The 23,225-nt window shown below is 71.7% G+C and carries 22 protein-coding genes and 1 tRNA gene; 11 read left to right on the top strand and 12 right to left on the bottom strand.

Annotated features, from left to right (window positions below):
- Positions 1-273: 273 nt before the first annotated feature.
- On the top strand, positions 274-855 hold the full coding sequence (locus VH969_RS02820; protein WP_331969828.1) for a hypothetical protein: 582 nt from the start codon (positions 274-276) through the stop codon (positions 853-855).
- A gap of 134 nt (positions 856-989) precedes the next feature.
- Here the strand turns inward: VH969_RS02820 and VH969_RS02815 are convergent, their stop codons facing one another.
- Genes VH969_RS02815 through VH969_RS02790 form a run of 6 tightly spaced genes read right to left on the bottom strand, consistent with a single transcriptional unit; the run spans position 990 to position 6,467 of the window.
- Positions 990-2,423 (bottom strand): MBOAT family O-acyltransferase, encoded by a 1,434-nt coding sequence (locus VH969_RS02815; RefSeq protein ID WP_331969825.1) that lies wholly within the window; start codon positions 2,421-2,423, stop codon positions 990-992.
- 9 nt (positions 2,424-2,432) lie between these two features.
- Complete coding sequence (gene rlmB, locus VH969_RS02810; RefSeq protein ID WP_331969822.1) at positions 2,433-3,389, bottom strand: 23S rRNA (guanosine(2251)-2'-O)-methyltransferase RlmB; 957 nt, start codon at positions 3,387-3,389, stop codon at positions 2,433-2,435.
- Between the two features lies 1 nt (position 3,390).
- Positions 3,391-4,779, bottom strand: coding sequence for a cysteine--tRNA ligase (gene cysS, locus VH969_RS02805; RefSeq protein ID WP_331969819.1), 1,389 nt, complete (start codon positions 4,777-4,779; stop codon positions 3,391-3,393).
- Positions 4,780-4,809: 30 nt separating this feature from the next.
- Positions 4,810-5,277 carry a 2-C-methyl-D-erythritol 2,4-cyclodiphosphate synthase gene (gene ispF / locus VH969_RS02800; RefSeq protein WP_331969816.1) on the bottom strand — a complete coding sequence of 156 codons (468 nt, stop codon included), beginning with the start codon at positions 5,275-5,277 and terminating at the stop codon, positions 4,810-4,812.
- Complete coding sequence (gene ispD, locus VH969_RS02795; RefSeq protein ID WP_331969840.1) at positions 5,274-5,954, bottom strand: 2-C-methyl-D-erythritol 4-phosphate cytidylyltransferase; 681 nt, start codon at positions 5,952-5,954, stop codon at positions 5,274-5,276. The genes ispF and ispD overlap by 4 nt, the downstream gene beginning before the upstream one ends.
- Positions 5,955-5,975: 21 nt before the next feature.
- Positions 5,976-6,467 (bottom strand): CarD family transcriptional regulator, encoded by a 492-nt coding sequence (locus VH969_RS02790; protein WP_075129788.1) that lies wholly within the window; start codon positions 6,465-6,467, stop codon positions 5,976-5,978.
- Between the two features lie 295 nt (positions 6,468-6,762).
- On the opposite strand from VH969_RS02790, the gene VH969_RS02785 reads away from it, so the two are divergent.
- Positions 6,763-7,458, top strand: coding sequence for a copper chaperone PCu(A)C domain-containing protein (locus VH969_RS02785; RefSeq protein WP_331969808.1), 696 nt, complete (start codon positions 6,763-6,765; stop codon positions 7,456-7,458).
- Between the two features lie 52 nt (positions 7,459-7,510).
- Positions 7,511-8,902 (top strand): DNA repair protein RadA, encoded by a 1,392-nt coding sequence (gene radA / locus VH969_RS02780; protein ID WP_331969805.1) that lies wholly within the window; start codon positions 7,511-7,513, stop codon positions 8,900-8,902.
- 113 nt (positions 8,903-9,015) lie between these two features.
- On the opposite strand, the gene VH969_RS02775 is transcribed toward radA, so the two are convergent.
- From VH969_RS02775 to VH969_RS02765, 3 genes are all read right to left on the bottom strand, one after another.
- Positions 9,016-10,281, bottom strand: coding sequence for a cytochrome P450 (locus tag VH969_RS02775; RefSeq protein ID WP_331969802.1), 1,266 nt, complete (start codon positions 10,279-10,281; stop codon positions 9,016-9,018).
- 79 nt (positions 10,282-10,360) lie between these two features.
- Positions 10,361-11,614 (bottom strand): RNA polymerase sigma factor, encoded by a 1,254-nt coding sequence (locus VH969_RS02770; RefSeq protein ID WP_331969799.1) that lies wholly within the window; start codon positions 11,612-11,614, stop codon positions 10,361-10,363.
- Positions 11,614-11,982, bottom strand: a complete 369-nt coding sequence (locus VH969_RS02765; protein WP_331969796.1) for a YciI family protein — start codon at positions 11,980-11,982, stop codon at positions 11,614-11,616. The genes VH969_RS02770 and VH969_RS02765 overlap by 1 nt, the downstream gene beginning before the upstream one ends.
- Positions 11,983-12,331: 349 nt before the next feature.
- Between VH969_RS02765 and VH969_RS02760 the strand changes: the two genes are divergently transcribed.
- Positions 12,332-12,721 (top strand): DUF6401 family natural product biosynthesis protein, encoded by a 390-nt coding sequence (locus tag VH969_RS02760; protein ID WP_331969793.1) that lies wholly within the window; start codon positions 12,332-12,334, stop codon positions 12,719-12,721.
- Positions 12,722-12,834: 113 nt separating this feature from the next.
- Here VH969_RS02760 and VH969_RS02755 read toward each other — a convergent pair.
- A tRNA-Thr gene (locus VH969_RS02755) sits at positions 12,835-12,907 on the bottom strand.
- Between the two features lie 141 nt (positions 12,908-13,048).
- Between VH969_RS02755 and VH969_RS02750 the strand changes: the two genes are divergently transcribed.
- The 5 genes from VH969_RS02750 (at position 13,049) to VH969_RS02730 (ending at position 20,539) form a co-directional block, all read left to right on the top strand.
- Positions 13,049-14,479 carry a threonine/serine exporter family protein gene (locus VH969_RS02750; RefSeq protein ID WP_414638416.1) on the top strand — a complete coding sequence of 477 codons (1,431 nt, stop codon included), beginning with the start codon at positions 13,049-13,051 and terminating at the stop codon, positions 14,477-14,479.
- Positions 14,480-14,605: 126 nt separating this feature from the next.
- On the top strand, positions 14,606-16,072 hold the full coding sequence (locus tag VH969_RS02745) for an alpha,alpha-trehalose-phosphate synthase (UDP-forming) (protein WP_331969790.1): 1,467 nt from the start codon (positions 14,606-14,608) through the stop codon (positions 16,070-16,072).
- A gap of 158 nt (positions 16,073-16,230) precedes the next feature.
- On the top strand, positions 16,231-18,759 hold the full coding sequence (otsB, locus tag VH969_RS02740; RefSeq protein WP_331969787.1) for a trehalose-phosphatase: 2,529 nt from the start codon (positions 16,231-16,233) through the stop codon (positions 18,757-18,759).
- Positions 18,760-18,816: 57 nt separating this feature from the next.
- Positions 18,817-19,416 carry an RNA polymerase sigma factor gene (locus VH969_RS02735; RefSeq protein ID WP_331969784.1) on the top strand — a complete coding sequence of 200 codons (600 nt, stop codon included), beginning with the start codon at positions 18,817-18,819 and terminating at the stop codon, positions 19,414-19,416.
- Positions 19,409-20,539: a CU044_5270 family protein gene (locus VH969_RS02730; RefSeq protein WP_331969781.1), complete on the top strand. Its 1,131-nt coding sequence runs from the start codon at positions 19,409-19,411 to the stop codon at positions 20,537-20,539. The genes VH969_RS02735 and VH969_RS02730 overlap by 8 nt, the downstream gene beginning before the upstream one ends.
- Positions 20,540-20,586: 47 nt before the next feature.
- Here the strand turns inward: VH969_RS02730 and VH969_RS02725 are convergent, their stop codons facing one another.
- Complete coding sequence (locus VH969_RS02725) at positions 20,587-20,919, bottom strand: ArsR/SmtB family transcription factor (protein WP_331969778.1); 333 nt, start codon at positions 20,917-20,919, stop codon at positions 20,587-20,589.
- A 40-nt stretch (positions 20,920-20,959) separates the two neighbouring features.
- Here VH969_RS02725 and VH969_RS02720 point away from each other — a divergent pair, with 40 nt between their 5' ends.
- A complete protein-coding gene (locus tag VH969_RS02720) occupies positions 20,960-21,451 on the top strand; it encodes a metallophosphoesterase family protein (RefSeq protein ID WP_331969775.1) in 492 nt (163 codons plus the stop codon).
- A 76-nt stretch (positions 21,452-21,527) separates the two neighbouring features.
- Entirely contained in the window at positions 21,528-22,748 is a 1,221-nt protein-coding gene (locus VH969_RS02715; protein WP_331969772.1) for an AMP-binding protein, read from the top strand.
- Positions 22,749-22,758: 10 nt separating this feature from the next.
- Here VH969_RS02715 and VH969_RS02710 read toward each other — a convergent pair whose 3' ends face one another.
- Positions 22,759-23,175, bottom strand: a complete 417-nt coding sequence (locus tag VH969_RS02710; RefSeq protein ID WP_331969769.1) for an SSI family serine proteinase inhibitor — start codon at positions 23,173-23,175, stop codon at positions 22,759-22,761.
- Positions 23,176-23,225 lie beyond the last annotated feature (50 nt).

The raw sequence follows: 23,225 nt of genomic DNA, 5'->3' as shown, positions 1-23,225 counted from the left end.
GCGGCACGGGCGGGGCTTCCGCTCCGCTCACGCCGCCCGGCCTGCGCGGCGCAGCTCACGGCCCGCGGCGGGAGCGCCGCCACCGGCGGCACGGATGACCTCAACCAGGTGGGCAGCTCCCTCAACCAGGTGGGCAGCTCCCTCGGCCGCGATCGTCTAACCCTGGATCACCGGCATCAAGGACGCGTACGCGTCGCTGCGCGATGGCTTCGCCATCCTTGACACCGGCGACCCAGGGCTACGTGACGGCCTGTACGAGGGAGCCGGAGGAGTGTGGAGCGGAACGTCGATGGCCTGTGTGGCGACGTAGCGAGCATGGTTCAGACGTTGCTCACGGCGGCAGGGACGGTCTTGTCTCTGGTCGGCATTGCCTGTGCCGTCGTCGCTTACCAGGGCACCTGGCAGGAGCATGGTGACGGTCCGCTGTATCCGCGGATCGCTTCTTGGCTGGCCCGCGCCCGGTTCCGCGTTCGTCGGATCTTCGGCAGGTCACCGGGCGTTGTTGTGGGAGTGGGCGCGGCCGTGGCTGCTGCGGCGTCAGCCTCCGGACGCATGACGGTCACCGGTCCTGCGATTCCCTCGGATGCCGACCTGGACCGCAAGGTCGAGCTACTGATCCGGCGGGTCGAGAACATTGAGCGTGAGGCCGCTGACGACAGGAGCCACCAGGCTCGCGAGGTAATGGCGTTGCGCGAGGAGATCGACAAGACGTCTTCGAACGCGGCTCAGATGGCGGCCGAGATCGACGCCAAAGCCAAGTTCATGGTCCTGGGCTCCATCCGTTTGCAGCTGTTCGGCCTGGGACTCGTCGGCGCTGGCACCGTGCTCCTGTCGCTCGCCGGATTCATGGCCTAGCCGGACCAAGATCAGGCCGTCTCCAGGCCGTCAGAGGTTGGGGAGCGGCGAGAGTCGACGAGAACGTCGAGCAGTGTTCACGCAGGTCAGCGGCATGATCGGGTCGCGGCTCCGCGGACGAGACAGCCCGGCAATCAGAACTGGTAGTACAGGAACGGGCTGAATGTGCCGGCCGCGGTGAGCACCGCCGCGTAGAACAGGCCCACCGTCATCACGCCTACACGGAGGACCGCCGCCGTTCGGGAGCGGGACGACTCCAGCAAGGGGCCCGTGACCGGATGGGCCGGGAGGAAGACGACCGCGAAGGCGCACAGCAGGATTGCCAGCCGTTGGTTCGTGAACGCCTCCGCGACCACGTCCGTCAGGCCGTCGAACGAGGGCAGCAGCATGTGGCCGATCATCGTCAGGGCCTGGGCCATGTCCGACGAGCGGAAGAAGACCCAGCCGAACACCACCAGCACGAACGTCAGGATCCGGCGAGCGACGGCGCCGACGGGGGACGACGGCCGGCCCTCGATGGCGAAGCCGCGCTCGATGATCAGCAGGGCCCCGTGATACAGGCCCCACACCAGGAAAGTCCAGTCCGCGCCGTGCCAGAAGCCCGTCAGGGCGAAGACGATCCACAGGTTCCGATACGTCCTGGCCGTGCCGTGGCGGTTGCCGCCCAGTGGGATGTACACGTAGTCGCGGAACCAGCGCGACAGCGACATGTGCCAGCGCCGCCAGAACTCCGTGATCGTCACCGACGAGTACGGGCGGGCGAAGTTCTCCGGCAGCCGGAAGCCCAGCATGCGGCCCAGGCCGATCGCCATGTCCGAGTAGCCCGAGAAGTCGAAGTACAGCTGCAGTGTGTACGTCAGCGCGCCCAGCCACGCCATCGTGAACGTCATCTCGTCGTTCGGGGTCGCGAAGCACGCGTCGACCAGCGGGCTGAGCGAGTCCGCGATGATGACCTTCTTGCACAGCCCGAGCGCGAACCGCGGGAAGCCCGCCGCGATGTCGTCCAGGCGGTGCGTCCGCTCCTGTGGCAGCTGGTCCGCGATCTCCCGGTACCGCACGATCGGGCCGGCGATCAGCTGCGGGAACATCGAGATGTACGTCGCGTACGCCACCGGCTGGCGAAGCGCCGGGCGCTCACCTCGATAGACGTCCACGACGTAGGAGATGTTGTGGAACGTGTAGAAGGAGATGCCGATCGGAAGCAGCAGGTGCACCACCGGGAAATCGCCGCCGAAGAGCCGGGCGAAGCCGTCCAGCTGCTCGGTCAGGAACCCCGCGTACTTCCAGACGACGAGCGCCGCCACGTCGAAGCAGATGACGCCGATCAGGATGCCGCGCTTGCGCCGCCGCGCGAGGGCCCACTCGTCCGGCTCCAGGAACTGTCCCGCGAGGAAGTTCACGAGCATCGCGACGAGCAGCAGCAGCACGGTCGGGCCGGCGCCGACCGTGTAGAAGACCAGGCTCGTGAGCGCGATGATGCCGTTGCGCCAGCTCCGCGGGCACAACAGGACCAGCCCCAGCACGATGGGCGTGAAGATCCACAGGAACAGCGGGCTGGCGAACGACATCGGCCGCGCCTACGTGCGGCCGGCGGTCCGGCGCCGCCTCGCGACCTCCGCCAGTACGACGCCGGCGGCCACCGACGCGTTCAGCGACTCGACCCCGGCCGCCATCGGGATCGACACCGTCTCGTCGCACGCCTCGCGCACGAGCCGGGACAGCCCCCGCCCCTCCGAGCCGACCACCACGACCAGCGGAGACGTCGCCAGCTTCAGCTCGTCCACGGTGATCGTGCCGTCCGCGTCCAGGCCGACGATCATCATCCCGGCCTCCGCGTACGACCGCAGCGTCCGCGTGAGGTTCGTCGCCACCGCCACCGGCAGCTTCGCCGCCGTGCCGGCCGAGGTCCGCCACGCCACCGCGGTCACGCCGGCGCTCCGCCGTGCCGGCAGCAGCACGCCGTTCGCGCCGAACGCCGCCGCCGAGCGGATCACCGCGCCCAGGTTCCGCGGGTCGGTCACCCCGTCCAGCGCCACGATCAGCGGGGGCTCGTCCGACTCGGCGGCCACCTCGACGAGCTCGTCCGGGTGCGCGTACTCGAACGGCGGCATCTGCAGCGACAGGCCCTGGTGCAGCGCACCGCCGGTCAGCCGGTCCAGCTCCGGCTTCGACACCTCGAGCACGGAGATCCCGCGGTCCGCCGCGAGCCGCACCGCTTCGGTGACGCGCTCGTCCGCGTCGACGCCGAGCTGCACGTAGAGCGCCGTCGCCGGCACGTCCGCGCGCAGGCACTCCACGACCGGGTTGCGGCCGGCCACCAGCTCGGCCGCCGGCTTGTCCTTCGACCGGCGCTGCGCGGCCTTCGTCTGCGCGTTCGCCCGGCGCTGCGCGGGGTGGCCCGGCCGCTTCGACGCCTTCGGGGTCGGCCCCTTGCCTTCCAGGCCCTTGCGGCGCTGGCCGCCGGACCCGACGACCGCGCCCTTCTTCGTGCCGGTCTTGCGGATCGCGCCCCGGCGCTTCGAGTTCCCCGCCACGTCAGCTGTCCTTAAATGTCCACTGTGGTCCGTCGGGCGTGTCCTCGACGGTGATCCCCGCCGCCAGCAAGCGATCCCGGATGGTGTCCGCGGCGGCGAAGTCGCGTGTCGCGCGTGCCTGCTGGCGCTGCTCGAGCAGCTCGCCCACCAGCACGTCGAGCGCGGCCGACATCGAATTGTCCACTGTGGACGACGAGCCGGACCACGTGACCGGGTCCAGCCCCAGCACGCTCATCTGCGCGCGCACGGCCGACGCCGCCGACCGGGCGGCCGCCTCGTCGCCGGAGTCCAGCGCGGTGAAGCCCGCCCGCACGGTCGTGTGCACGGTCGCGAGCGCCGCCGGCGTGCCGAGGTCGTCGTCGAGCGCGGCGGTGAACTCCGGCCCGACCTCGCCCGGCTCGACCGATCCGGTCCGGCCCGCGACCCGCTGCACGAACGACTCGATCCGCTGGTACGCGCGCACCGACTCGGCGAGCGCGTCGGGCGAGTACTGGATCTCCGATCGGTAGTGCGGCGCCACCAGGTAGTACCTCAGCTCCTGCGGCCGCACCTTGCGCACCATCTCGGGGATCGACACGACGTTGCCGAGCGACTTCGACATCTTCTCGCCGGCCATGCCGACGATGCCGTTGTGCATCCAGAACCGGGTGAACCCGTGCCCGGCCGCGCGGGACTGGGCGAGCTCGTTCTCGTGGTGCGGGAACACCAGGTCGAGCCCGCCGCCGTGGACGTCGAACTCGCTACCCAGGTACGTCAGCGCCATCGCCGAGCACTCCAGGTGCCAGCCCGGCCGGCCCGGGCCCCACGGCGTCGGCCACGCCGGCTCGCCCGGGCGCGCGCCCTTCCACAGCGTGAAGTCCCGCGGGTCGCGCTTGCCCTCGGCGGCCGACTCGCCCTGCTGGACCTCGTCGAGCCGCTGCCCGGACAGCGCGCCGTACTCCGGGTACGACCGCACGTCGAAGTAGACGTCACCGGCCGCGGCGTACGCGTGCCCGCGATCGATGAGCGTCCGCATCAGGTCGATCATCTGCGTGACGTGACCGGTGGCGCGCGGCGCGATCGACGCGGGCAGCATGCCGAGCGTCGTGTACGCGTCGTCGAACTCGCGCTCGAAGCGCGCCGACCACGCCCACCACGGCGTGTCGTGCTGCCCGGCCTTGGCCAGGATCTTGTCGTCGATGTCGGTGACGTTGCGCACGAGCGTGACGGCGAGGCCCTGATGCGTGAGCCAGCGGCGCAGCACGTCGTAGTTCAGCGCACCGCGGACGTGGCCGATGTGCGGTGGGCCTTGTGGCGTGGGCCCACACACGTAGATCGACGCCGTCCCGTTCCGCACGGGATGGAACTCCCGCACGCTCCGGCTCGCGGTGTCGAACAGGTGCAGACTCACGGTTTCTCTCCTGGTTCGGGTGGGGAAAGACTAGTCGCGGGGGATCAGGCACGCGGTCGCGACCGCCGCGACGCCCTCGCCGCGGCCGGTCAGGCCGAGCCCGTCGGTCGTCGTGCCGGACACGGCGACCGGACCGCCGGCCGCCTCGGAGAGAACCCGCTCCGCCTCCGCGCGTCGCTTGCTGATCTTGGGCGCGTTGCCGATCACCTGGACGGCGGCGTTGCCGAGCCGGTAGCCGGCCGCCTCGAACCGGGCACGGACCTCGGCGAGCAGCTCGCTGCCGTGCGCGCCCGACCAGCGCGGGTCGCCGGTGCCGAACACCGCGCCGAGATCGCCCAGCCCGGCCGCGGACAGCAGCGCGTCGCACAACGCGTGCGCGGCCACGTCGCCGTCGGAGTGCCCGGCGCAGCCGTCGACGCCATCCCAGCGCAGCCCGGCGATCCAGCACTCGCGGCCGGCCTCGCGCGGGTGCACGTCGGTGCCGATGCCGACTCTCACCGGGCGAACACCGCCTCCGCCACGGCGAGGTCGAACGGCGTGGTGATCTTCATCGCCGCCGGGTGCCCGGGCACGGTCGACACGGGTACGCCGATGCGTTCGACGAGCCCGGCGTCGTCGGTGTGGCTGTCCGCCGCCGCGTACGCGCGGCGCAGCACGTCGAGCGCGAAGCCCTGCGGGGTCTGCACCGCCCGCAGGTCCGCCCGATCGACGGTCTCGGTGACGATCTCTTTCTCGTCCACGCGCTTCACCGTGTCTGCAACGGGCAGCACCGGCACCACGGCGGGTGCGCCGGCGGCCACGGCGTCGGTCACGGCGCTTATCAGCTCCGGGGGAGTGAACGCCCGTGCCGCGTCGTGGACGAGCACGATCGAGATGTCCGGCGACTCGCCGAGCGCCGCTGCGAGTGCGAGCCGTACCGACTCGGTACGGTCGGCGCCACCGGGCACGACTAGAGCGGCCGCCCCCGCCCCGGCCAGCACCGAGGCCATGGTGTCCACATGGGACAATGGGGCGGCAACGACGACGCGCCGCACGCAGCCCGCGTTGAGCAGGCCGCGTACGGCGTGTACGACGAGTGGAACCCCATGCACCGGCACGAGTGCCTTGGGGCCGCGACTGCCGAGACGTTCGCCTCGTCCCGCGGCCGGGACGAGAGCGACGGCAGCCGCTTGGATTCGGTTGTCGCTCAGTGTCGGCTAGACCGACGCCGTGGCGAGGACCTCGTCGAGGATGACCTCGGCCTTGCCCTCGTCCGTGCCCTCTGCCAGCGCCAACTCGCTGACGAGGATCTGCCTAGCCTTCGCGAGCATGCGCTTCTCGCCGGCGGACAATCCGCGATCCTTCTCGCGCCGCCAGAGATCGCGCACCACTTCCGCAACCTTGTTCACATCGCCGGAGGCGAGCTTCTCGAGGTTGGCCTTGTACCGCCGGGACCAGTTGGTCGGCTCCTCGGTGTGAGGAGCACGCAGAACATCGAAGACCCGGTTGAGACCCTCCTGGCCGACGACGTCCCGGACACCGACGATCTCGGCGTTGTCTGCGGGGACTCGTACGGTGAGGTCACCCTGCGCGACCTTCAGGACGAGGTACTTCTTCTCCTCGCCCTTGATCACGCGGGTCTCGATTGCTTCGATGAGTGCGGCACCGTGGTGCGGGTAGACGACGGTCTCTCCGACCTTGAAAACCATGTGTCCTCTGCCCCTTTCGCTGTTCCCATCTTAACACGTGCGGAGGTGGGCGTGTAACGGCCCCACGATCCGTAATCGCAGGTCAGTGGCCACGTGACCGGTCGGTCGGGGCTTGACAAACCGCGCGGGGTCGTGCTGGTCAGGTCCGAAGAGGAATTCGATCGAGGGCATCGCTCCTCCATTGTGGACGCCAGGCCGAGAAGTCGGTTGCGCCGTCAGGCAGACCACTCGAAGAAGGCGCCGGTCCGCCCCAGTACTCTTCGGCGTGAGTTGGCCTGCCCGAGGAAGGACCGCAATGGTGAGCCGTCGATCGACCGGACCGCTGCGCACGATCCTGCCGGCGGTTGCTGTCGGCCTCATCGCTCTCGGTGTGACCGCGTGCAGCTCCGGCCAGGTCACCCAGACGGACCAGATGGAGCCGGCCGTCAACGGGAGCATGGCGAACGTCGGCGAGGTCGCCCTGCGCGACGTGGTGATCGCCTACCCCGAGTCGGGCAGCTACGACGCGGGCGATGACGCGCCGCTGGTGCTCGGGATCGTCAACAACGGCGGCTCGGACGACAAGCTGACGTCGGTGAGCAGCCCGGCGGCCGCGAACGTCGACATCGTCGGCGAGGCCACGGTGCCCGCCCGCTCGGCGCTCCAGGTCGTCGTGCCGGCGGAGTCCTCCGAGACGACCCCGGCCGAGCCGACCGAGTCCCCGTCGCCTTCCCCGTCCCCATCCCCGTCGCCGTCCCCATCTCCGTCGCCGTCCCCATCTCCGTCGCCGTCTCCCACGTCCGAGACGTCGCCGAAGCCGACCGCCAGCGCGACCGCGCCGGACGCCGTCGGGGCGATCAGCATCGTGCTCCGTGGCCTCACCGCGGACCTGGCGATGGGCAAGAACATTCCGGTGACCTTCGTGTTCGAGAAGGCCGGCCAGGTCACGGTGAACGTGCCGATCGACACGCCGGAGCACGCGCGGCAGGACTCCGGCGGCGGCGAGGAGTAGCCCCGTGGTGCGGCGCCCGCGTTTTGTCGGTGGGCGCCCGTAGGTTGGTCCCGTGGCGAAGAACACGCGATCGAAGGGGCCGGGGTACCGCTGTGCCGAGTGCGGGCACGAGTCCGCCAAGTGGTACGGCCGGTGTCAGGAATGCCAGGCCTGGGGCACGCTCGAGGAGATCGGCGTCCCGCGCGCGGCGTTAGCCAAGATCGTCGCCGGCGCGCCGTCCGCTCCCGCGCGCCCGATCGCGGAGGTCGACGTCGAGGCGGCGCGGGCGCGGCGCACGGGTGTGCCGGAGCTCGACCGGGTGCTTGGCGGCGGCCTGGTGCCCGGCGCCGTCGTGCTGCTCGCGGGCGAGCCCGGGGTGGGCAAGTCCACGCTGCTGCTCGAGGTGGCGTTCCGGTGGGCGGCGCGGGACGGTGCCGCGGGGCCGTCCTTGTACGTCACCGGCGAGGAGTCGGCCGGCCAGGTGCGGTTGCGGGCCGAGCGGACGGGCAACGTGCACGGGTCGATGTTCCTCGCCGCGGAGAGCGACATCTCGGCCGTGATCGGACACGTGGACACGGTGAAGCCGGGTTTACTGGTCGTCGACTCGGTGCAGACGCTCGGGTCGGCGGAGGTCGACGGCACGCCGGGCGGCGTCACGCAGGTCCGGGCGGTCACGGCCGCGCTGGTGGCGCTCGCGAAGGAGCGCGGCCTGCCGGTGGTGCTCGTGGGGCACGTCACGAAGGACGGCGCGATCGCCGGCCCGCGGGTGCTCGAGCACCTGGTCGACGTGGTGCTGCACTTCGAGGGTGACCGGCACTCGACGCTGCGGCTGGTGCGCGGGGTGAAGAACCGCTTCGGCCCGGCCGACGAGGTCGGCTGCTTCGAGCTCGTCGACGACGGCATCCTCGGCGTGCCGGACCCGTCCGGTTTGTTCCTGAACCGGCGCGAGACGGGTGTTGCCGGTACGGCGGTCACCGTTGCGGTGGAAGGGAAGCGGCCGCTGCTGGGCGAGGTGCAGGCGCTGGTGTCGAAGTCGTCGCTGGGCACGCCGCGGCGTGCGGTGAGCGGGCTCGACTCGGCCCGGGTGGCGATGGCGTTGGCCGTGCTGGAGCGGCGGGGCGGCATCCGGCTCGCGGAGCAGGACGTGTTCACGGCGACCGTGGGTGGCATGCGGATCCACGAGCCCGCCGCGGACCTCGCGCTGGTGTTGGCGGTCGCCTCGGCGGCTCGGGACATCCCGCTGCCGCCCGATCTCGTGGTGTTGGGGGAGGTCGGGCTCGCGGGAGAGGTTCGGCGGGTCGCCGGGGTCAAGGCCCGGTTGGCCGAGGCGGCCCGGTTGGGGTTCACGAAGGCCTTGGTGCCGCCCGATTCCGGGGTGATTCCGGAGGGGATCTCCGCGGTCGTGACCGCGAACCTCGGGGCGGCTTTACAGGCCTTGTATGCCAACGCCGCCGTGAGTGAGTGACTCGTCCGCCGCGGCCCGGGGGTGCGGTGTGGCCCCGCCTGGCTTTCGTTGTGGTTTCGGTTTCGTGGTGGAGGGCCACTCTTGGCGGCTCGTCTCACCTTTCTGTTGTGCTTCTAATCCACGAGCACCGGGAGGCGTTCTACTCCGTAGACGATTGAGACCTTGCGGAAGTTGAGGTCCTCGTCGGCCAGGCGCAGGTTCGGGAAGCGGCGGACCAGAGCCGGGTACGCGGCCCGCAGCTCCATCCTTGCCAGCTCCGCACCGATGCAGCGGTGGACGCCGTAGCCGAAGGCCAGGTGGGAAGTCGGCTCGCGGGTGGGGTCGACTCGCTCCAGGTCTGGGCCCAGGACCGGGTCGCGGTCGGCGCCGGACAGGGAGACCACGACCACGTCGCCCTTGGTGATCTCCACGCCGCCCACCGTCATGTCCTCGCGGGCGAACCTCGGGAACGCGACCTGCACCACGGTCAGGTACCGCAGCAGCTCCTCGACGAAGTTGTGCACCGCGGCATCGTCGTCGTGGATGAGTTTGAACGAGTCCCGGTCCTGTAACAGAACCAGCGCGCCCAGCGCGAGCATGCTGGCCGTCGTTTCGAAGCCGCCCGTCAGGACACCGTCGGCCAGGCCGGCCAGCTCGAGATCGTCGATGTCGTCGCCGTGTTCCTTGATGAGCATGCCCAGGAGGCCGTCGCCGGGATCCTTGCGTTGCTTCTCGACGATGCCCTTCAAGTACTGCAGCGACTCGGAGATCGCGCCCAGGGACGCGGTCGCGCCACCGAAGAGATCGAACCTCGCCATCGACAGGCGCTGGAAGTCGCCGCGATCCTCGTACGGCACTCCGAGCAGCTCGCAGATCACCAGCGACGGGATCGGCAGCGCGAACTCCTCGACCAGGTCCACCGGACCGTCGACGGCGGCCATCGCGTCCAGGCGCTGCTCGATGATCGCCTTGATGCCCGGGGTCAGGCGCGCCAGGCGGCGCATCGTGAACTCCGGCGTCAGCAGCTTGCGCAGCCTCGTGTGCTCCGGCGGGTCCGCGAAGCCGAGGCCGCCGGGACTGTGGCTCTCCGACGCGCCGTGCGTGCCGACCAGGTTCGCGAAGTCGTTGGAGTAACCCTTCGCGTTGCCGAGGACGGTCTTCGCCTCCTCGTAGCCGGTCACCAGCCACACGTTGACGCCGAATGGTATGTTGATCTTGCTGACCGGTGCCGCGCTACGGACTTCGGCCAGGTCGGGGACCGGGTCGAGGCCGTCGCGCTTGAGCGGCATCAGGGCCGCATCCGGTAGCAGCGCCATTTTCGACAAGTCGAAGCCCTTGCGCTGCGCACGCGCCAGATACCAGCGCGTCACCAGGCCGACTATCCGCTCTTTCAGCCTCATGACCCATCCCCCTTACTCCGTACGCCGCGAGAGTATCCGTCCGCCGGAGACGGGGTCGGCGAACGGGGCGAACAGGCGCCTAACGCAGTGCGGCCGCCTTCGCCTCCAGGTACCGCTGCTCGGGCAGGCTGACCGTCCGCCGGGCGGCCCGGACGTACGCCTCGCGTGCCGCGTCGAGGTCGCCGGCCAGCTCGAGCAGGTGTGCGCGGACCGCGTCGAGCCGGTGGTGGCGCGCCACGCGCTTGTCGGCGGCGAGCGAGTCGAGCAGGTCTAGGCCGGCCTTCGGGCCGTAGACCTGCGCGGAGGCGATCGCGCGGTTCAGGGTCACCATCGGGTTCGGTGACATCCGGTCGAGGAGCTCGTACAGCACGAGGACCTGGTCCCAGTCCGTCTCCTTCGTGCTCCCCGCCTCGGCGTGCACGGCCGCGATGGCCGCCTGGATCTGGTACGGGCCCGGCACCGCCGTGGCCAGCGTGTGCTCGATCAGCTCGGTGCCCTCACGGATCAGGTCCGCGTCCCACCGGCTGCGGTCCTGCTCGGCGAGTGGCACCAGCCCACCGTCGGGCGTGCTCCGGGTGGCGCGCCGGGAGTCGGTGAGCAACATCAGCGCGAGCAACCCGGCCGTCTCGCCCGCCGCCGTATCGTCCTCGGCCAGCAGCCGGCGCACCTCGCGGGTCAGCCGGATCGCCTCGGCGGTCAGCTCGACGTTCTGCAGGTCCGGGCCGGACGTCGCGGTGTAACCCTCGTTGAAGATCAGGTACAGCACCTGCAGCACCACGGCGATCCGGCCGGCGCGCTCCGGCCCGGCCGGCATGGAGAAGGTGGCGCCGGCCTCCTTGATCTTCTGCTTCGCCCGGCTGATCCGCTGCGCCATCGTCGTTTCGGGCACGAGGAACGCGCGGGCGATCTGCTCGGTGGTCAGGCCGCCGACCGCGCGCAGCGTCAGTGCGATCTGCGACGGCGCGGACAGCGCCGGGTGGCAGCACAGGAACAGCAGCGTGAGCGTGTCGTCGCCGTGCCGCTCCAGCTCCTCGGCCGGCGCCGGGGTGATCAGCTCGTGGTAGGGCCGGCTCATCGCGACCGCCGTCTCGCGCCGACGCCGTGCCGACTCGCTGCGCCACTGGTCGGTGAGCCGCCGCCCGGCGACCGTGACGAGCCAGCCCGCCGGCTCGTCCGGCACGCCCTCGGCCGGCCACTGCACGGCCGCGGCGAGCAGCGCCTCCTGCACCGCGTCCTCGCACGCGTCGAACTGGCCGTGCCGCCGGACGAGGACGCCGAGGACCCGCGGCGCGAGCGTGCGCAGCAGGTCCTCGACCGTCCGGGGCTCGGACATCACATGTCGAACCCGGCTTCGAACATGATCGGCCGGACCTCGATCGCCAGGCCGCTGAACTTCGCGTCCGGGATCTGCTGGGCGAGCTCGACCGCGCGCTCCTTGGAGTCGACGTCGACCATGTAGTAGCCGCCCATGAACTCCTTGGCCTCGAGGAACGGGCCGTCGGTCACCGCTGGCACCGCGCCGGTGCCGCGCACGGTGACCGAGTTGGCAGGGTCGGCGAGCGCCTGGGTGGCGATGAACTCGCCGGAGTCCCGGATGGCCTTCATGAAGTCCTCGTGGCCCGCCATGATCGAGTCGCGCTCCGCCTCGGTGAGCGCTTCGAGAACGGCCGGGTTGACCTGCATGATCAGCAGGAACTTCATCGCTGTCTCCTTCGTCGTCCGGCCCCCAGCGGGGCCCGCGTCGGGAGGAAGTCGGACCCGCCGCCCGGCTATCGACATCATCCTCTGAAGTTCTTGCTCCGCCACACCGACGCCGTCTCCCGCTCGCGCAGCGGGACGAGGTTTTCCCAGGCGAACGCGGCGGACGCTTGCGCTGTGCCCGCAGGTTCGCGAGCTCGCCGGTCTCCGCCATGGCGGGGATGTTCGCACCTCCGCTCGACCAACGCTGGTGGTCCGGTCGCCGATCGGTGTGGTGCGGCTCACTCCTGCTCGGACGCGGCCCGCACGCCGTGTTACACACGGCAGGTTGTCTCCACGAAAGGGTGATGAGGTGGGGGTACGGCGTCTCGAGCGGTCGGCTCGCCGCGTGCTGGATCGCGTGCACGAGCAGATCGGCACGGCGGGCCTCGTGGCCGCCGCCGCGATCCCGGGGCTGGGCGCGATGGTCGACCAGCATGCCGCCGCCGTGCGCGACGTCCTGGCCACCGGCGTCGAGTCCGGCGCCGCGGTCGCCGGCACGGTGCTGCTCGCCGGCTACGCCCAGGGCGTGCTGGACCACATGCGCGAGATCGGCCTGCCGTTGCACGCCCCGGACGACCTGTTCGGGTGGTTGAGCGCCGACTGGGCCAGCATGCGGCTGGTCGCCGTCTGCGAGCTCGCGCGGAACCTGCGCCCCGGTCACCGGCTCGGCTCGACCGAGGGCCTGCCCTCCCTGGCCTGACGGACCGGCGCGCCCGGGGCCTGGACGCGCCTTGCGCTGCGCGTACCCGGGCCGGTGAAGGAGATTGTCACGGGCGGGGAGATCACCTGAAGGCGTGACCTCCACCACGACGGAGCCGCTGACAGGACTTGAACCCGCAACCGTTCGCTTACAAGGCGAGTGCTCTACCGATTGAGCTACAGCGGCTTGACCACGCGGGGTGGCCGGTGCTCATCGTAGGTCACGTGGGCGAGGACACGGCGCGCCGTTCCTAACACCGTCCGGCGGCGCGCCGATGAGCCCTGGGATACCTTCGCGAGCAGGCGCACGACATGGAGGTGACGCACCGTGTGGTTCGCGCAGCGGACCCGGTCCGCGCGAGCACACAACCCACCCCGGTTCGTCCGGGACAGAAGGATCGACTCGATCGGTCCGCATGCCGTGCAGGGGCCGGCCCTGCCGGACGAGTCGACCGTCCACTTCGTACTCGATCTCGCGGTCCGCATCGGCGAGGTGCAGATGTCGGTCGGCGCCGGTGCCTCCGACGCGACCGCCACGATCATCGCGGTGGCCAACTCCTACGGGCTGCCGCACTGCGAGGTCGACGTGATCTTCACCTCGATCACCGTCACCTGCCATCGCGGCGTCGACCGGCCGCCCGTGACCTCGCTGCGGGTGGTCCGCTCGCGCAGCCTCGACTACACGCGGCTCGCGCTCGTCGAGCGGCTCGTCGCCCGGATCACCCGCGGCCGGATCTCGGTCCGCGAGGCGCACATCGAGCTGAGCAAGATCACCACCGCGCCACACCCGTACCCGCGCTGGCTCGCCACGCTCGCCTACGCCGGGATGGCCGCCGCGATCTGCCTGCTGATCGGCGGGGACGCCGCCGTCGCCGTGTCCGCGGGACTCATCACCGCGATCGTCGACCGGATCGGCAGGCTGCTGAACAGGCGCGCGCTCCCGTTCTTCTTCCAGCAGCTCGTCGGCGGCGCGCTCGCCACCGGCGCCGCGCTCGGCCTGGTCGCGAGCGGCATGCTGGGCGCGCAGAAGCCGACGCTGGTCGTGGCCGCCGCGATCACCGTGCTGCTGTCCGGCCTGTCCGTGGTCTCGACCGTGCAGGACGCGATCACCGGCTACAACGTCACCGCCGCGGGCCGCACGATCGAGGTGTCGCTCATGACGGCGGGGCTGATCGCGGGCGTCGTGCTCGCGCTGAACGTCGCCGTCCGCTTCGGCCTGCCGCCACAGGGCCTCGCCGACCAGCTCACGTTCTCCGCGCTGCGGCTGCCGCTGCAGACCGTGGCCGGTGGCGCCGCGGCCGGCTGCTTCGCCCTGGCCAGCTACGCCACCCCGCGGGCGATGCTGGTCGCCGCGGTGGCCGGGGCGACGGGCGCCGGCGGGTACAGCGCGCTGCTGCTGGGCGGGATCGGCCCGATCGCGTCGTCGGCGGTCGCGGCCACCGTCATCGGCTTCTCCGGCGGCCTGATCTCCCGCCGGCTGAAGATCCCGCCGCTGGTCGTCGCCGTCTCCGGGATGGTGCCGCTGCTGCCCGGTCTCGCCACCTACCGCGCGCTGTACGAGCTCGCCGTGGAGCGCTCGATCGCCGGGCTCCCGACGCTCATGCTCGCCGTGTCCTCGGCGCTCGCGCTCGCCGCGGGCGTGGTCCTCGGCGAGTACCTCGCCCAGCCCGCCCGTGTCGGGCTCGGCCGTCTCGAACGCCGCTTCGCCGGACCCCGGATGGCCGGCCCCCTGCGCCCGACGCGACGCCGTCTCGAGTGACGCGTGCATCCGCACGGGCACGCACTGTGACGCTTCTTCCGTTGTGACACCGGACTTCTCGTCACCCACACCGGTCACGACTTGACTAATGTCGAGGTCCGAGAGGCTTGAGGAGGCATGCGCGGCGTGAGTGAGAGCGGACACACGACCGAACTGCCGGAAGGCGGTGGCGCCGACTTCATCGTCGTCGCCAACCGGCTGCCGGTGGACCTGGAACGCATGCCGGACGGCACGGAGCGGTGGAAGCACAGCCCCGGCGGGCTGGTCAGCGCGCTGGCGCCGTTCCTGCGTTCGCACAGCGGCGCGTGGGTCGGCTGGCCGGGAATCCCCGGCGTCGAGGTCGACGAGTTCTCCGACGACGGCATCTGGCTGCACCCGGTCACGCTGACCTCCGACGAGGTGCGCGACTACTACGAGGGCTTCTCCAACGCCACGCTCTGGCCGCTCTACCACGACGTCGTCGAGACCCCGGTGTTCGACCGCGGCTGGTGGGACAGCTACGTCAAGGTCAACCGAAGATTCGCGGACGCGTGTGCCCAGATCGCCGCCGACGGCGCGATCGTGTGGGTGCAGGACTACCAGCTGCAGCTCGTCCCGGCCATGCTCCGCGAGCAGCGGCCCGACCTGCGCATCGGCTTCTTCCTGCACATCCCGTTCCCGCCGACCGAGCTGTTCATGCAGCTCCCGTGGCGCGCCGAGATCATCCGCGGGCTGCTCGGCGCGGACCTCGTCGGCTTCCACCGTCCCGGCGGCGCCCAGAACTACCTGTGGCTCGCGCGCCGCCTGATCGGCCTCGAGCCCAGCCGCGGCGCGGTCGGCGTGCGCACCCGGCCCGGCATCGTCCAGGTCGGCGACCGCTCGGTGCGGGTCGGCGCGTTCCCGATCTCGATCGACGCGAGCAGCCTCGACGCGATGGCCCGCAGCCGCGAGTGCATCCAGCGCGCCAAGCAGATCCGGGCCGACCTCGGCAACCCGAAGAAGATCATTCTCGGCGTCGACCGGCTCGACTACACCAAGGGCATCGACCTGCGCCTCTACGCGCTGCAGGAGCTGCTCGCCGAGGGCCGGGTCGACCCGGGCGAGGTCGTGATGATCCAGCTCGCCACCCCGAGCCGGGAGCGGGTCGAGCACTACCAGCGCATGCGCGGCGAGATCGAGCAGGTGGTCAGCCGCATCAACGGCGAGTTCGCCCGCGTCGGCCGACCCGTCGTGCACTACCTGCACCAGTCGATCGACCGCAAGGAGCTCGCCGCCTTCTTCTCCGCGGCCGACGTCATGCTCGTCACTCCGGTCCGCGACGGCATGAACCTCGTCTGCAAGGAGTACGTCGCCTGCCGCCACGACCTCGGCGGTGCGCTCGTGCTGAGCGAGTTCGCCGGCGCCGCGGCCGAGCTGACCAGTGCGTTCCTGGTCAACCCACACGACCTCGACGGGGTCAAGAACGCCATGCACGCGGCGCTCACCGTCGACCCCGCGGAGGGCCGCAGGCGGATGCGTGCGCTGCGCCGCCAGGTCCTCACCCACGACGTCGACCGCTGGGCGCGCTCGTTCCTCGACGCCCTGCAGCCGGCCATGCAGGAGGCGCTGACCTGATCTTGCCGGGTCGCGCCCGCGGGCGGTTGACGGGCGATACAGTTCGGCTCTGCCGCCGTGTGCCAGCCTGAGTGCAGAGCGAGTGCACACACCCCATTCGCAAGAGAGTCGAACGTCCGTGACCGTTGAACCCTGCGCTCGAGCACGAGGTCCACGCCATGACCGCTGAGGCCCTTCCCGCGGAGCTGCGGCGAGCCCTCGTCCAGATCGCCCGCACGCCCCGCCTGCTGGTCGCCTGCGACTACGACGGAACGCTCGCGCCGATCGTGGAGAACCCCGAGCAGGCACGGCCGATGAACGAGTCGGTCGGCGCGCTGCGCTCGCTCGCCGACCTGCACGAGACGACGACCGCGGTCATCTCCGGGCGGGCCCTGCGCGACCTGGCCACGCTCTCCCGGCTGCCCTCCGAGGTGCACCTCGTCGGCAGCCACGGATCGGAGTTCGACATCGGCTTCGTGCACGCGCTCGACGACTCCGCACGCAACCTGCATCGCCGGCTCGAGGCGGAGCTGGAGCAGCTGACCGGCACCGAGACCGGCGTGTACCTGGAGGTCAAGCCCGCGAGCATCGCGGTGCACACCCGCCGCGCCGAGCCGGAGGTGGCCGAGCGCGTCCAGGCGGCGGTGCGGTCCGGCCCGTGCACGTGGGACGGCGTGCAGGTGACCGAGGGCAAGGAGGTCATCGAGCTCGCGGTCGTGCAGACCGACAAGGGCCGCGCGCTGGACGTGCTGCGCCACCAGGTCGGCGCCACGGCCGCGGTGTTCGTGGGCGACGACGTGACCGACGAGAAGGCGTTCGCCCGGCTGTCCGGCCCGGACCTCGGCGTCAAGGTCGGCCAGGGGGAGACGCTCGCGCACTACCACATCGCCGACCCGAACGAGGTCGGCATGGTGCTCGCGTTCCTGCTGGAGGAGCGCCGCAACTGGCTCTACGGCGAGCAGGCGCCGCCGATCGAGCGGTTGACGATGCTCGCGAGCGAGCGGTCGATCGCGTTGCTCACCCCGGACGCGCGGCTGACGTGGCTGTGCCACCCCGAGCCGGACTCCGCCGCGGTGTTCGCCGACCTGCTCGGCGGCTCGGCCGCCGGGCACTTCTCGATCACACCGGAGCGCGGCGGCCTGCCGCTGGGCCAGCGCTACCTGCCGGGCACGATGACCGTCGAGACCCGCTGGTCGGGCCTGCTCGTCACGGACTACCTCGACCACTACTCCTACGGCCACCGCACCGACCTCGTCCGGGTCATCTCCGGCACCGCCGCCGCGGTCGTCGAGTTCGCGCCACGGCCGGAGTTCGCGCAGGTGCAGGTGCGGCTGATCCCGTCCGACGACGGCCTGCGGGTGCTCGGCACCTCGGACCCGGTCGCGCTGCGGGCCCCCGGCGTCGCGTGGGAGATCTCGTCGGACGGCATGCACGACACGGCTCGCGCGGTGATCACGCCGGCGCCCGGCTCGCCGGTGGTGCTGGAGCTGCGGTGCGGGACGAACGACCTCGACCCGCATCGGCTGCCCGAGCGGGAGCGGGCCGCGCGCTCGGCGGCGTACTGGACGGACTGGCTGGACGGGCTCTCGCTGCCCGCCGTGGAGAAGGACCTGGTGGCCCGGTCCGCGCTGACGCTGCGCGGCCTGTGCCACGAGGAGACCGGCGCGATCATGGCCGCGGCGACCACGTCGTTGCCCGAGGAGCTCGGCGGCATCCGCAACTGGGACTACCGCTACTGCTGGCTGCGCGACGGCGCGATGACGGCGCGGGCGCTGGTGTCGGTCGGCTCGACCGGCGAGGCGGAGGGCTTCCTGCGCTGGCTGCACGGCGTGCTCGCCACGCTGCCCGGCCCGGAGCTGCTGCACCCGCTGTACACGATCGCCGGCACGACGCTGCCCGCCGAGGCCGTGATCGACACGCTGCCCGGGTACGCCGGCTCGCGTCCGGTGCGCGTCGGCAACCTCGCGAACCAGCAGGTGCAGCTGGACGTGTTCGGCCCGGTCGTGGACCTCGTCGCGGCGCTGTCGGAGGCACGCGGCAAGCTCACCGACGACGACTGGCGCATGGTCTGCGCGATGGCCGAGGCGGTGGCGCGGCGCTGGCACGAGCCCGACCACGGCATCTGGGAGGAACGGCACCGGCCGCGCCACCACGTGTACTCGAAGGTCATGTGCTGGCTGACGATCGACCGGGCGGTCAAGCTCGCGGAGGCGTACGGGCGCGCGGTGGAGCCGTTCTGGCCCGGCCTGCGCGACACGATCGCGAAGGACGTGCTGACCAAGGGCTGGAACGAGGAGGTCCAGTCGTTCACCACGGCCTACGACGGCACGGACCTGGACGCCGCGACGTTGCTGATCGGCATGGTCGGGCTGCTCGACCCGTCGGACGAGCGCTTCCACGCGACGGTCACCGCGACGGAGGCCGAGCTGCGCAGCGGCTCCACGGTCTACCGCTACCACCGCGACGACGGCCTGCCCGGCAACGAGGGCGGCTTCCACCTGTGCGCGGCGTGGATGATCGAGGCGTACCTGCTGACCGGCCGCCGCACGGAGGCGGAGGATCTGTTCGCCCAGATCGTCGACGCGGCCGGGCCCACGGGCCTCCTCCCCGAGGAGTACGACCCGGTGGCCGAGCGCTCGCTGGGCAACCACCCGCAGGCCTACTCTCACCTGGGCCTGATCCGCTGCGCGCAGCTGCTCTCCGCGTGAGCCCGCGCACCGTGTGAACGCGTCCGGCCGCATCGGGCAATACCTGATGTGAGGACGATGACCCAACGACAACCGGACAACGACGTACCGGTCGACCGGGACCGGCCCTACCTGGGTGGGCCGGAACCCGCGGTCGAGTTCGGCCGGCTGTTCGACGCCTACGCCCGCCCCCTGCACCACTACCTGGCCCGGCGGGTGGGCCCGGACGCCGCGCACGACCTCGTCAGCGAGACCTTCCTGGTCGCCCTCGACCACCGCCACACCTACGACCCGCGGCGCGGCGTGGTGCGCTCCTGGCTCTACGGGATCGCCACCAACCTGCTGCGCCGCCACGCCCGCGACGAGGTCCGCGCGCTACGCGCGACGGCCCGCTCCGGGCACACACCGCACGCCGCGAACCACGACAACCTCGTCGCCGAGCGGGTGGACGCGGCGGTGCTCGCGGCCCGGCTCGCCGGCGCGCTAGCCGAGCTGTCCGAAGGGGACAGAGACGTGCTGCTGCTCGTCTCGTGGGCCGGCCTGGACACAGCCGAGGTCGCCGACGCGCTCGGCATCCCGGCCGGCACCGTCCGATCGCGACTGCACCGGGTACGGAAGTGGTTGCGCGCCAACGCTCCGCGCCACACGGACGATCGAGAGGAGGCCGACGATGCCTGAGGAGAACGTGCACGAGATGTGGTCGGACCAGCACCTGGACGCGGCCCTTGCCAGCCTTCGTTCCGATGTGGACGCAGATGCCCGCGAACTCGCCCGCACCCGGACGGGTCTGCTCGCCGCCGCCGGTGCACAGCCGCGCACGCCGGCCGCCGCCCCGCCCGCACGCCGGCACTGGCCCCGGTGGGCACAGGTGGCCGCGGCGGTCGCGGCGGTGGCCGCGCTCGTGACCGGCGTGCTGGTGGCGCGGCCCGATGGCCGGCCGGCCGAGCACGGGTCCGCCGGCCATGGTGGTGACCAGCCGGAAATCGCCGACGCCGCCGCCTCGGTGCAGCTCAACGCCGCGGCGGACCGTATCCACGCGGCGGACGAGCCGCTCGCACCCGGTCAGTTCCGCTACATCGCGCTGCACGCCTGGTGGGCGTCCTTCGTCGACGAGCCGCCCGGCTACACCTGGGTGGCGGAGAACCTGCTGGAGACCTGGGTGCCGGCGCAGGAGAAGCAGCAGTGGATGTGGCGCCGGGACGTCACCGGCAAGCGCAAGTGGTTGGTGGGCACCGAAGCGCAGGCCCGCGCCCATGGAATCGAGGTCGAGGGCGGCTGGCCCGAAGGCGTCTGGCGTGCGCCGTGCGGCGACTGGTTCGCCAAGGAGGAGGGGCGAACGCCGTGCACGACGCGGGGCAGCTGGAGCTCGCCGAACGAGGAGTTCATGGCGTCCCTGCCACGTGACCCCGACAAGCTGTACGCCGCCCTGCGGGCGGTGACCGCGGACAGCAGGAAGTCGACGCCCGACATGCGCGCGCTGCAGATCGCCGCCGACTTCCTCGGCAGCGGGCTGGTGCCCGCCGATCTGCGGGCCGCGATGTACCGGGTACTGGCCAAGCTGCCCACGGTGCGGGTCACCGAGAAGTTCGCCAACCTCGACGGCCGCAAGGGCACGGCGTTCGGCGTCACCGACCAGCGGGAGCGGCTCGACGTGATCATCGACCCCGCGTCCGGCCGGTTCATCGGCAAGCGCTCGGTCGTCACCGTCGCCGACCACGGGTTGAAGCCGGGATCGGTACTCGAGTACACCGCGCTCGACACCGCCGTGGTGGACGGCATGGGCGTGCGGCCGGCGCGCTGAGCCGGTCTCGGATCCGGGCCCTCGCACACACCGTGCGGGGCCCGGACTCACGTTCGGCGCTGCCGCTTGCCGCGCGCGATCTCGGTGGCCAGGGCGTCCAGGTGCGGCGTCCAGAAGCGGCGGAAGTGCTCGGCGAACCACTGGTCGGCCTCGCGCAGCGGCTCCGGCTCCACCGCGTAGAGCCGTCGCGTGCCCTGGGCGCGGACCCGCGCGAACCCGTTCTCGCGGAGTACCTTCAGGTGCTGGGAGACCGCGGGCTGGGTGATGCCGAACTCCTCCTGCACGACCGCGGAGACCTCGCCCGCCGCCCGCTCGCCGTCCGCGAGCAGCTCGAGGATGCGGCGGCGAACGGGGTCGCCGAGGACGTCGAAGGCGTGCACCTGCCCAGAATAACAGTGGCGTCTTATATAAGGAGGGCCTGTGCGAGTCGTCGTGCTGGCCGATACGCACGCGCCGCGCCGGTGGAAGTCCTGCCCGCCGCGCGTGGCCGAGCAGCTGCGCGGCGCCGACGCGATCCTGCACGCCGGGGACGTGTGCGTGCCGTCCGTGCTGGACGAGCTGGCCGGGTTCGCGCCGGTACACGTGGTGGCCGGCAACAACGACGGGCCGGACGTGGTGGCGTGGGGCGCACCCGAGACGCTCGAGCTCGACCTCGACGGCCTGCGCGTCGGCATGATCCACGACAGCGGCAACAAGGTCGGCCGCATCGCGCGGATGCGCCGCCGCTTCCCGGACGCGGACCTCGTCGTCTTCGGCCACTCGCACATCCCGCTCGACGAGACCGGCGACGGCCTGCGGATCTTCAACCCCGGCTCGCCCACCGACCGCCGCCGCCAGCCGCACGGCACGGTCGGCGTGCTCGACATCGCCGCCGGTGAGTTGCGGTCCACACGGCTCGTCGAGGTGTCCTGAGCGGCTCTCGAGGCGGGTTCGAGGCACGCGCGATGTCATGGTCGAGCGGTTCTTGACCCGACCAGGAGGTAAGGACATGGCACCGACGTTCGTCGACGTGCTCGGGGAGCGCGCCGCGCACGTGGCCGGCCCCGCCGTCGAGTACGTCGACGGTTCCGTCGTCGCGTCACTCGGCTACCCCGAGCTGGACGCCCGGGCGCGCTCGATCGGCGCGTCGCTCGTCGCGCACGGCCTCACCGGGCAGCGCGTCCTCGTCCTGCTGCCACGCGACCTCGAGTACGTGGCGGCGCTGCTGGGCTGCTGGTACGCGGGCGTGGTGGCCGTGCCCCGGCCCGAGCGCGACCTGCCGGCGGTGCTCGCCGACGCCGACCCGGCGGCCGCGATCGTGCCGCCGGACACGTCACTGCCCGGCCTGGCCACGCTGTCCGTCACGTCTCTGAGCGCGCCGCCGGCCGACTGGCGCCGGCCCGACATCGACTCCGACACGCTGGCGCTGCTGCACTACGCCGGCGGGCACGGGGTGATGGTGTCGCACGGCAACCTCGTGGCCGCCGCGCGGCAGACCGGGCGGCTGTTCGGCACCGGGCACGACGCGCGCGTGGTGAGCCGGCTCGCCGGGCATCGCGATCTGGTGACCGGCGTGCTGCATCCGATCCTCGCCGGCAGCAGCTCGACCTTGTTGCCGCCCGATGCCGGCGCGGCCGCGTGGCTGGGCGCGATCGCCGGCCGGCGCGCGCGGGTGAGTGGTGGCACGGAGCGGGACTTCGCGCGCGCCGCGGTCGCCGACGGCCTCGACGATGTCGACTTGGCTACGTGGGACGTCGCGTTCACGGACGGTTCTCCGTCCACAATGGATGCCTTCGCGAACCGGTTCGCCCGCAACGGGTTCCGCCGGTCGTCGTTCTTCGCCTGCTACTGGCTACCCGAGGCGACGGCGCTGGTCGCGGGCCGGCGCGGCCCGGCGGTCACGTCGTTCGACGCGGACACGATCGCGCCGGGGCGGTTCGCGAAGCCGCGCGCGGAGGGCACTCCGGTGCTCGACCGGGGCCGGCCCGCGGACGAGCTCGAGCTCGCGATCGTGGACCCGCTGACCGCGACGCGCTGCCCGGACGGGACGGCCGGGGAGATCTGGCTGTCCGGCCCGAACGTGGCGGTCGGGTACCTCGGCAGGCCGGACGTCAGCGAGCGCACGTTCTGCGCGCGGCTGCGGGGGTCGACGGACAACTTCCTGCGTACCGGGGACGTCGGCTTCGTGCATGACGGGGGATTGCACGTCGCCGACGTCCTCGCGGCCTAGTGGCCCGCTCTCAGAAGTCGAACACCACGCCCGTCCGGTACAGCAGCGTGCACGGGTTCGGGTACTGGTGCTCCCAGCGCACCCGCTTGCCGTGCCAGTGCCCGCGAGCGACGGCGACGACCGGCCGATACTCCATGGTGCAGGCGATCATGTCCGGCGAGCCGGACAGGTGGTTGAGGTTCCCGCGGGCGTCGCTCACCTCGAGGCACGCGCGCTCGGGCTTGGGGTGCGAGCCGCCGGCGGGCTGGCAGTCGAGGTGGACGGTGGTCTTCGTGCCGTTGGGTGCCTTGACCGTGAGCGTCAGCCGGGACACGGGCCGGTCCGCGGTCGCGGCGCCCGGCGTGGTCGCGTCCGCGGGAGTGACCAGCACGGTGGTCAGCAGAGTCGCTGCGGCCAGCAGAAGGCCGCTGAGACGAAGGGATTTCATGCCTCCACAGTGGACCTCAGGGCTCGGTGAGGGCAGGCCGACTGATCGGT

The organism is Actinophytocola sp. (assembly GCF_036555685.1).
Taxonomy (GTDB): Bacteria; Actinomycetota; Actinomycetes; order Mycobacteriales; family Pseudonocardiaceae; genus Actinophytocola.
The sequence above is the reverse complement of the archived record's forward strand: the minus strand, read 5'-3'. Positions and strand labels throughout refer to the sequence as shown.